General features: G+C 59.7%; 8 protein-coding genes and 1 pseudogene. 7 read left to right on the top strand and 2 right to left on the bottom strand.

Annotated elements, in window-relative coordinates; genetic code table 11:
* Positions 1–665: 665 nt before the first annotated feature.
* A complete protein-coding gene (locus ACKUB9_RS33700; protein WP_407530983.1) occupies positions 666–842 on the top strand; it encodes a hypothetical protein in 177 nt (58 codons plus the stop codon).
* A gap of 511 nt (positions 843–1353) precedes the next feature.
* Here ACKUB9_RS33700 and ACKUB9_RS33695 read toward each other — a convergent pair.
* Together ACKUB9_RS33695 and ACKUB9_RS33690 are read right to left on the bottom strand one after the other, a co-directional pair.
* Positions 1354–1620 carry a hypothetical protein gene (locus ACKUB9_RS33695; protein ID WP_407530981.1) on the bottom strand — a complete coding sequence of 89 codons (267 nt, stop codon included), beginning with the start codon at positions 1618–1620 and terminating at the stop codon, positions 1354–1356.
* A gap of 28 nt (positions 1621–1648) precedes the next feature.
* The gene (locus ACKUB9_RS33690; protein WP_407530979.1) at positions 1649–2710 is read right to left on the bottom strand and encodes a hypothetical protein; all 1062 of its coding nucleotides are present in this window, start codon (positions 2708–2710) and stop codon (positions 1649–1651) included.
* 968 nt (positions 2711–3678) lie between these two features.
* Here ACKUB9_RS33690 and ACKUB9_RS33685 point away from each other — a divergent pair.
* From ACKUB9_RS33685 to ACKUB9_RS33660, 6 genes and pseudogenes are all read left to right on the top strand, one after another.
* On the top strand, positions 3679–4236 hold the full coding sequence (locus ACKUB9_RS33685) for a helix-turn-helix domain-containing protein (protein WP_407530977.1): 558 nt from the start codon (positions 3679–3681) through the stop codon (positions 4234–4236).
* 5 nt (positions 4237–4241) lie between these two features.
* Positions 4242–4799 carry a transposase gene (locus tag ACKUB9_RS33680; protein ID WP_407530975.1) on the top strand — a complete coding sequence of 186 codons (558 nt, stop codon included), beginning with the start codon at positions 4242–4244 and terminating at the stop codon, positions 4797–4799.
* 73 nt (positions 4800–4872) lie between these two features.
* Positions 4873–5697: an IS630 family transposase gene (locus tag ACKUB9_RS33675; protein ID WP_407530974.1), complete on the top strand. Its 825-nt coding sequence runs from the start codon at positions 4873–4875 to the stop codon at positions 5695–5697.
* Entirely contained in the window at positions 5591–5848 is a 258-nt protein-coding gene (locus ACKUB9_RS33670; RefSeq protein ID WP_407530972.1) for a transposase, read from the top strand. The genes ACKUB9_RS33675 and ACKUB9_RS33670 overlap by 107 nt, the downstream gene beginning before the upstream one ends.
* Before the next feature lie 335 nt (positions 5849–6183).
* The gene (locus tag ACKUB9_RS33665) at positions 6184–6957 is read left to right on the top strand and encodes a hypothetical protein (protein ID WP_407530970.1); all 774 of its coding nucleotides are present in this window, start codon (positions 6184–6186) and stop codon (positions 6955–6957) included.
* A pseudogene (locus ACKUB9_RS33660) lies at positions 6944–7402 on the top strand (hypothetical protein); the annotation flags it as partial. The gene ACKUB9_RS33665 and the pseudogene ACKUB9_RS33660, both read left to right, overlap by 14 nt.

Here is a 7402-nt window from a genome sequence, read left to right as displayed (position 1 = left end):
CTTCCTGGTCGCGGGCGTGCACGAGGGACGCCAGAGCCAGGGCGACGGTGCCTTCGGCTGACCCGCAGCGCGAGCCGACCGAGTGGGGGCGGGACCTCAGGTTCAGCCCCCAATCAGCCGCCGCGAGGCACGTCTTCAGGGGGCGGGCACGTTCCTGCAGTCGGCTCCGCCAGCCTCTCCGTCGTCGCCCTCGCAGGCTGCCACGGCGCACCAGCTTCTGCCCTGGCTTTTTACGCCGCAGGGCGGGGAAGGCCTGCACGAATGAACCCGCGTGAGATCGATCGATCCTGCTCCGCGGCTCGGTGTTCAGCTTCCGCTCGCTCAAGCAGCGCGTCGTTGATAGCAAGGCGCAATGCCCGCAGGGGGTCGCCAGCGGCTTCGGCAAGGTACTCACCAACGAGCTTGTCGATGCTACCCTCGATCGTGATCGGAGCTGCTGCCGTCAAAGGTCTTCCTCAAATGCGGGGCCGGATTGACGCTACCGAGTAGCGCTTTCGAAAGCAGGAATGTGGCCGCGCTCGGTGGCAGAATCGATCCTGGCGCTGCATGTTGCAAATGAGACACAGGCGTGAGGCTTGATGCTGCAACATTTAGGGTGTGCGCTCGAACCATCAGTCTTAGTCTGCGTTCTCAACCTGCGACATACCAAGAGTGGGCGGAAACCGATGCGCATCTTCCAGGTGAGACAGACCAGAACGGGTGCAATCCTCTGGGTGGGTGAAGCGCCATCCCGTGAGCAGGTGCTCGACTGCATGGCGCATGCGGCCGGCTACATGGACTTCGCGCATATGCCGCCCCAGGCTTGTGGCGGAGACCTTCAAGTCGAAGCCATCAGCCTCTGACACCTGGGCCATTCGGCATAGAGGCGGCCCCGGCCGCCTTTATGTCGTGCTCACTCCGCAAACCCAGCCGCCGTGCTCCGGCCGAGGCGAAGTAGCGCGCGGCCGCGTCCATTCCGGCCGTCCATACGTCATTCCCTTGGCATCGACATAGGACAGAGCTCCTGACACGCTCCGACTGTCCCGCGTCACCCTCCACGAGGATGTGAGGCCCACCCACGCTCACGCGTCAGCACCCCGCACCGACCCCTGCGAGATCACGCCAGAATTCGGACGCACCTCGAACAACGTGACCGTATCTGAGCCGAGCTGATCAGCTTCGGGCACGAAGTCGTCCACGAAGTGGAGTGTTGGCGAGCGTGTCGTCCCAGTCTTCCTGCCTAAAGCCGGGATCGAGTGGCGTGATCCTAACGCGTACGTGGCATCGCGAACATCAAGAGCGATCCAGAACGACATACTCAAGGCCGCCAAGCTGGCACCGGGAAGCGTCGGCGCATGATCCAGCTTGCCCTGTCTACTTCTGACCAGATGAGGTTTCGAGCGCCCTTAAGCGTCCCTCAGCCTCATCAGCGCGCTTCTTCTCGGCGACAAGTTTTTCTCTCAGCTCTTTGAGCTGAGCTTCGTTAGCTATGAAGCCAGTAAGCGCCCTAGTTTTTCCCTCAATGCATTCTTGAATTTGGTATGCTAGAGCCTGCTTTTCCGGATCTGGAGGCGATTGCTGTGCAACAGCCGCCACGGGCATAGAGAGCAAAAGATAGCTAGCCGTTAAAATGTTTTTCATGCCTGATCCCATGAATTATTGAGTATTTTCAGCGGTAAAGCCACTTAGACCCATTGCACAAGGCGAGTGTTCGAGCACCTCCCCCGCCAGTTACCACTCCGTTGTAAGCAACATTCGCTGCGTCGCTAATGGCAACCACTTGATATGCACGCGCCGCATTACATACTGGCAGAGACGCAACAGCATAAGGCTGTAGTGAGAGTGAAGTAGAGACATGGACTGGAGCGGAGCCCGCAGGCTGTAGCCTGATAGATATGTCTGTATCGCCGCCTGCAGCACCATAAATCACGGATTGCCTGGTGGCGCCTCCCGCTAAAACTGGACGGTTTACTACATCAGGAACATATGAGATCTGCGCATAGATCTTACTAAGGCTAGGATCTTGGAAGAGTGCGCCGAAGGGCGAAAACTGAAGGCCCATAGCCTTACTGTACTCACCAACGTTGGAGCTGATGAAAGCCTCGGTCTGATCAGTGTCATCGTGCGTCCATCGCATCCGGTAGTTAGCGGGCAGGTCGATGGCTTTCGGATACTGGTCAGCGATGCTAAGCTGCCGGAAGACGATACCACGGTCCCAACTCGATCCGTTGCCGGCGATCAGCATTGCCGCCGTGGTAGGAGAAAGTTGCGGGAATGCCGGAACGCCGCCAGGTTTCTCAGCGGCCTCGCCGCCGGACTGTAAGGCGAGGCCGAGTGTGACCCCCGAGGTGGCGCTGGACGTATAGGGGTTGAGCTTGACGACAGCATTAGATGCGTTGAAGACGTCGATTTCGTTTGCCCAGCTACCCGTCCCACTCAGCCGCCCACCGGTAATGTAAATGCCCCACATCCCTTGCGGACTGGACTGATTGTTATTGAACGCCAGGAGGCCGAGGGGCATCGCGCAACAGGTACTGGTAGGTTCACCAGGCAATCCAGAACTGGAAGCCGTGTCAGCAGCAAAGAGACCCGCGGGCTGACTGTAGCTGCTTGTCACGGCAAATTGCGCATTCCGCAGCAGATAATTGTAGATGCCATTGCCCATTTTCCACTGCCAATTGGACGTGGACCCGGCGAAGGTTCCATCCCACTCGGCAGCGGCGCCGATCAACACTCGATCGTTGAGGCGTGTAAAATTTGCGGGGACGCCACCCCTGTCCCTCCAGTACCCTCCCGTGCGCGGCAGAGACAACCTTGCATCGCTACCCTGGATCTCGAGAGAATTTGGCGTTAGCGTGGTCTTATTCCTCTGTGCCCTGCCAACCCCCAAGGTCCCAGACAGGATATCGCCTGAGTTGGGGCCGCTCTCAAGGACGCGGCCTTGCGGCAAGATCTGATCTGCCCACGATGAGGTCGCCAAGAGGGCGGCTGCCACGGCGAAGGCTGGGAAGTGAAATTTCATCTGCAAGTTCACAAAATCGCGCTGTTGGATTACCGAATGAGCTTCTGACCGGACCGGTATTTTGGACCGGGCAAATTGCGAGGCTACTGCAATGGCCGCAGCCATGGGTAGCCGGAAGGCCAGATCCGGGAATCTGACGGACGCGAGCGGCCGATAGCCTGAAGACGGGTGCGGCCCGACACGATTGTAGGTGTTCTGCTAAAGGCCAATCACACCTCACCCTTGAGCAAGCCCACGTTCGGCGAGGCTTAGGTCGGACCGTCGCGCGATGTTATCCTCTCCGGCGATTAATGTGGCAAGCTTAGCACTACTTGGGCACTCTGATCGGGACGGTGCGTTTGCCTTCCGTGGCGGCTGTCGTGGGAGGCGGCGATGGCGCAGGCTTCGTCCGATCCGGGGCTACCTCCAGCACCTGCGTCTGGCCGAGCATCATCGGGCGGAGCGGGGGAAAAACGCCGACCGGCCTGCCGGGACCGCCGCCCGCGCCGAGCCTGCCGGCGGTGCGCCAGGCGATCATCGGACGGCTGTTCGCCAGCCTCGTCCCACCCGTCCGCTGCCCGCACTGCCACAGGCGCTTCCAGCTGCCATCTGTCCTCAAAGTGCCCACGTAATGCTAAGTGGTTCATCCGGCATGTCGTGAGGTATGCTGACGGCTGCTCCTACCCGGGAGACGTGCCATGCGTGGTCCAGCTGTTTGTCTGCGCGAGTTGACGGCTGAGGAGGCGTCTGCGGTGGAGGGCTTAGCTCGCTCGCGAACGGCGGAGGCGCGCCGGGTCGAGCGGGCCCGCCTCATCTGGTGTGCCAGCCAAGGAGAGACACCGCCCGCGATTGCCGCGGCGCTCGGGGTCAGTGCCGAGACCGTGCGTCGCCGTATTCGCCGGTTCACCGCCGAAGGGCTGGTCGCCCTGCAGGACCAGGCCCGCTCGGGGCGGCCGACAACGTACTCGACGGATGACGTGGCGGCCGTCCTCGCCACGGCGCTGACCAACCCGCGGCGTCTGGATCTGCCCTTCGCCTCGTGGACGCTGGACCGTCTGGCGGCTTATCTGCGCGAGCACAAGGGCATCGCGATGCGGCGCAGCCGGATCGGCGAGATCCTGCTCCGGGAGGGGCTGCGCTGGCGTCGGCAGGAGAGCTGGTTCGGCGAGCGGGTCGACCCTGAGTTCGCTGAAAAAAGGGGCGGATTGAGACGCTCTACACCACGCCGCCTGAGGGCAGCCTTGCTGTCTGCTTAGACGAGATGGGCCCTCTCAGCGCCAGGAGCTATCCGGGCCGGAGCCTCGTCCGACCCCACCCACCTCCTGCGGAGCGTGCCCGGCAGGAGATCGACTATGGCCGGCGCGGCAAAGGCTATGTGTTCGGGGCGTTCTGCCCGGCGACGGGCGCCGCCTTCACGCGCCCCTACCCAGGCCGGGGCACGGCTCACTGGGTGGTCTTCCTGGAGGAGGTTGAGAGCTGGCTGCCGCCGGAGGTCGCGCGTGTCTACGCCATTGCCGACAACCTGGGCAGCCATCGCGCCATTGACGTGCTGCTGTTCCTGCTGGCGCATCCGCGCTGGGAGATGGTGTTCCAGCCGAAATATGCGGCGTACCTCAACCTGATCGAGCCGTGGTGGAAGGTGCTGCGCTCGCTCACCCTGGCCGGCCGTCGCTTCGAGACCTGGGACGAGGTCACCGCCGCCATCGCGCAAGCGACGGAGTACTGGAATGCGCATCGCCATCCCTTCGTCTGGGGCCAGCGGCGGCGTCATCGCCCATCCCGCCCGCCTGGTATCGCCCTCCTGCCCAAGGCCACATAACTTGCCGGATGAACCACTAAGTACGTCCTCATAAGTTTCGTGGTATGCTGGTACGCCAAGCCGGGAGGCCGCGATGCGTGCCCTGCGTCTGGAGAGCCTGACCGTCAGCCAACTGCACGAGCTTGACGATCTCTACCGAACGACGCGCGACGTCCGAGTTCGCACGCGTGCGCAGATGATCCTGCTCATGGCCGAGCAGGGCGTCGCCGTCTCGGACGTTGCCGCCATCGTGCGCGAGAGTGGCGAGACGGTTCGACGCTGGGTTCATCGCTACGAGGCCGAGGGCATCCACGGCCTCTCTGACGCGCCGCGCTCGGGTAAGCCGGCCAAGGCCGGGACTGACTATCGCGAGCGGTTGGTAGAGCTGGTACGGCGGCGCCCGCGCGCCCTCGATCTGCCGTTCTCGATGTGGACCGCCGCTCGTCTCGCCGACTATTTGCCGGAGGAGACTGGTCTGCGCATGAGCGTGGCCAGCATCCATCGGCTGCTGCGTGCGGCAGATCTCGGGTTTGGTCGTCCCCAGCATACAATTAGCAGCCCGGATCCGGACTATACTGTCAAAAAAAAGGCGGTCGAACTCGCTCGCGACCGCCTGAGGCCCGGCTCGGTCTTCTACTACGCCGACGAGTTCAACATCAGCTGGTATCCGACCCTGCGGCCGATGTGGGGCTCCAAGGGGCAGCAGGTGATGATCCCGACCCCGATGCAGCCGACGCGGCGCTATGGGCTCGGGGCGGTCGATTGGCATAGCGGCCAGACGGTGGTCCTCACCCGCCCTCATAAGCGGCGACGTGAGGTCGCTGAAGGACGAGGAGGTCGAGGCGGTGCTGCGCGGCGCGGCCGGGCGCCTCGTCCTGCTTTACCTCCCAACCTACAGCCCGTGGCTGAACCCGATTGAGATGCTCTGGCGCCAGTTCCGCCGCGAGGTCACACACTGTGAGCTGTTCGCCAGCATCGACGCCCTGGTTGAAGCCACCCGGGCCTTCTTCGACCGTTACAACCGCAAGCCAGGCGGTGGCTGCTCCATCATCGGAGCGCATCCCACATGACTTCCGCCGTTGTACTTAGACACCGCTGATGCCCTACTGAACCCGCTGCAGGGGCTGGCGCCAAAGCTCCTGCGATGTCAGTACGACGCCCCCCAAAATAGGCCGGCGCTCTACTTGGTGACTGCTGGCATACGGAAGAAAGCGGCCTCTCGGACCAGCACCATTGCCGACTTGCCGCCCAACTACGCGGCCCTCCTGCACCTCGGCTGTTTCGAAGACTCCAGCTTGGATTGCATCACTTCCGATCACATAAAATAGAGTTACGCTACAACTGTCATGGGCGCGCACGCCGAGGTCCGTGAACACGAGGTGAATTTATGACTTAGAGTGATATCATGTCTTACACTCGCAATGTGATCGATGTGAATGGCGGCAGTTGGACATTCACGCTTCAAGATCAAGTCACCATTAGGCAAGGAGCTCGAGCAGATAACTTTCGACTGGACGGAGTTTCTGAGCCATTGATTTTCGATTACAATCTTAGCCCAGATCTGTTATTCGGATCAGATTATCACGGAATAATCTCGATAGATATGCATGAGAATGACCCTGATGATCCGACTAACACGCCGCCATCACAAGCGTCTGCAAATGGATTGCGCGGCACCATCGGCATCAACTTCCATAACAATCTCGGAATAACTATTAGAAATCCCCCTTCCTACGATACAATGGCTTTTTATTTGGCCGGTGTCAGCGACTTTTTTCCAAATACACCTAATGCATATCACACAATATACACACATTTTCATCCTTCTGCCACCGGCGGACCTTTGATTGACTCGGGCGAATTTCCCAACTTCACTGTTAGGACAACAGTGGGCCCATCTCCAGGATTCCTGCCAGGAAACGGCTCGACAAGTCCAAACTGGATTTTTTTAGATGGAACTATCGCGCCAGGAAATTACAATTGGGGCAACTTCAGTTTTCACCGCCGAGATTTGTCTGTATCGGACGACATTTCATTGAATTTGGTTTTCTTCGATGGTGCTTTTGATCCCAATGATCTTAGCAACTTGAGAAGAAAATGGTTTTCTGATCGCTCACTCGGCGAAGCTAAAGTTGGTTCATCTCATATGACCCATGCAAAAATTGGTGCCCCCCAATGAGATAGATATATATTATGCGAAATTACTTGCCGGCCAGACGTACACATTCGATCTGAGGGCATCCATCTTCGTCGACCCTGTTCTTCGACTTCTTGATCTAAATGGACAACAGATTGCAATCAACGATAACTACAGCATTACTGTAAATAGTAGTTTAAATTCAAGAATTGTCTACACGGCAACAGCAACGAGCTATTACTATTTGGAGGCCAGCCAAAAAGCTTTCACGACGGGTAACTATACCCTAGAGGTGGCGTCGAGGCAATCATCGCCTGACTCGGACGGCAGTGCAACATTCGACACAGCGTATTATCTGGCAGCTAACCCTGATGTTGCCGCGGCAGGTATTGCTGCTATAGACCACTACAACATAGCTGGCTGGCGGGAGGGTCGCGATCCGAACGCGTACTTCTCTACCAACGGCTACCTCGCGGCCAACGGCGAT

It is taken from the genome of Methylobacterium oryzisoli (assembly GCF_046557895.1).
In the GTDB taxonomy this organism is placed as follows: Bacteria; Pseudomonadota; Alphaproteobacteria; order Rhizobiales; family Beijerinckiaceae; genus Methylobacterium; species Methylobacterium oryzisoli.
This window is presented reverse-complemented; position numbering and strand designations above follow the sequence as displayed.

Bases quoted from the DNA above. Each gene is read 5' to 3' on its own strand.
- ACKUB9_RS33665 (WP_407530970.1), top strand. From the start codon at position 6,184: ATGTCTTACACTCGCAATGTGATCGATGTGAATGGCGGCAGTTGGACA.
- ACKUB9_RS33680 (WP_407530975.1), top strand. From the start codon at position 4,242: ATGGGCCCTCTCAGCGCCAGGAGCTATCCGGGCCGGAGCCTCGTCCGA.
- ACKUB9_RS33675 (WP_407530974.1), top strand. From the start codon at position 4,873: ATGCGTGCCCTGCGTCTGGAGAGCCTGACCGTCAGCCAACTGCACGAG.
- ACKUB9_RS33685 (WP_407530977.1), top strand. From the start codon at position 3,679: ATGCGTGGTCCAGCTGTTTGTCTGCGCGAGTTGACGGCTGAGGAGGCG.
- ACKUB9_RS33700 (WP_407530983.1), top strand. From the start codon at position 666: ATGCGCATCTTCCAGGTGAGACAGACCAGAACGGGTGCAATCCTCTGG.
- ACKUB9_RS33695 (WP_407530981.1), bottom strand. From the start codon at position 1,620: ATGAAAAACATTTTAACGGCTAGCTATCTTTTGCTCTCTATGCCCGTG.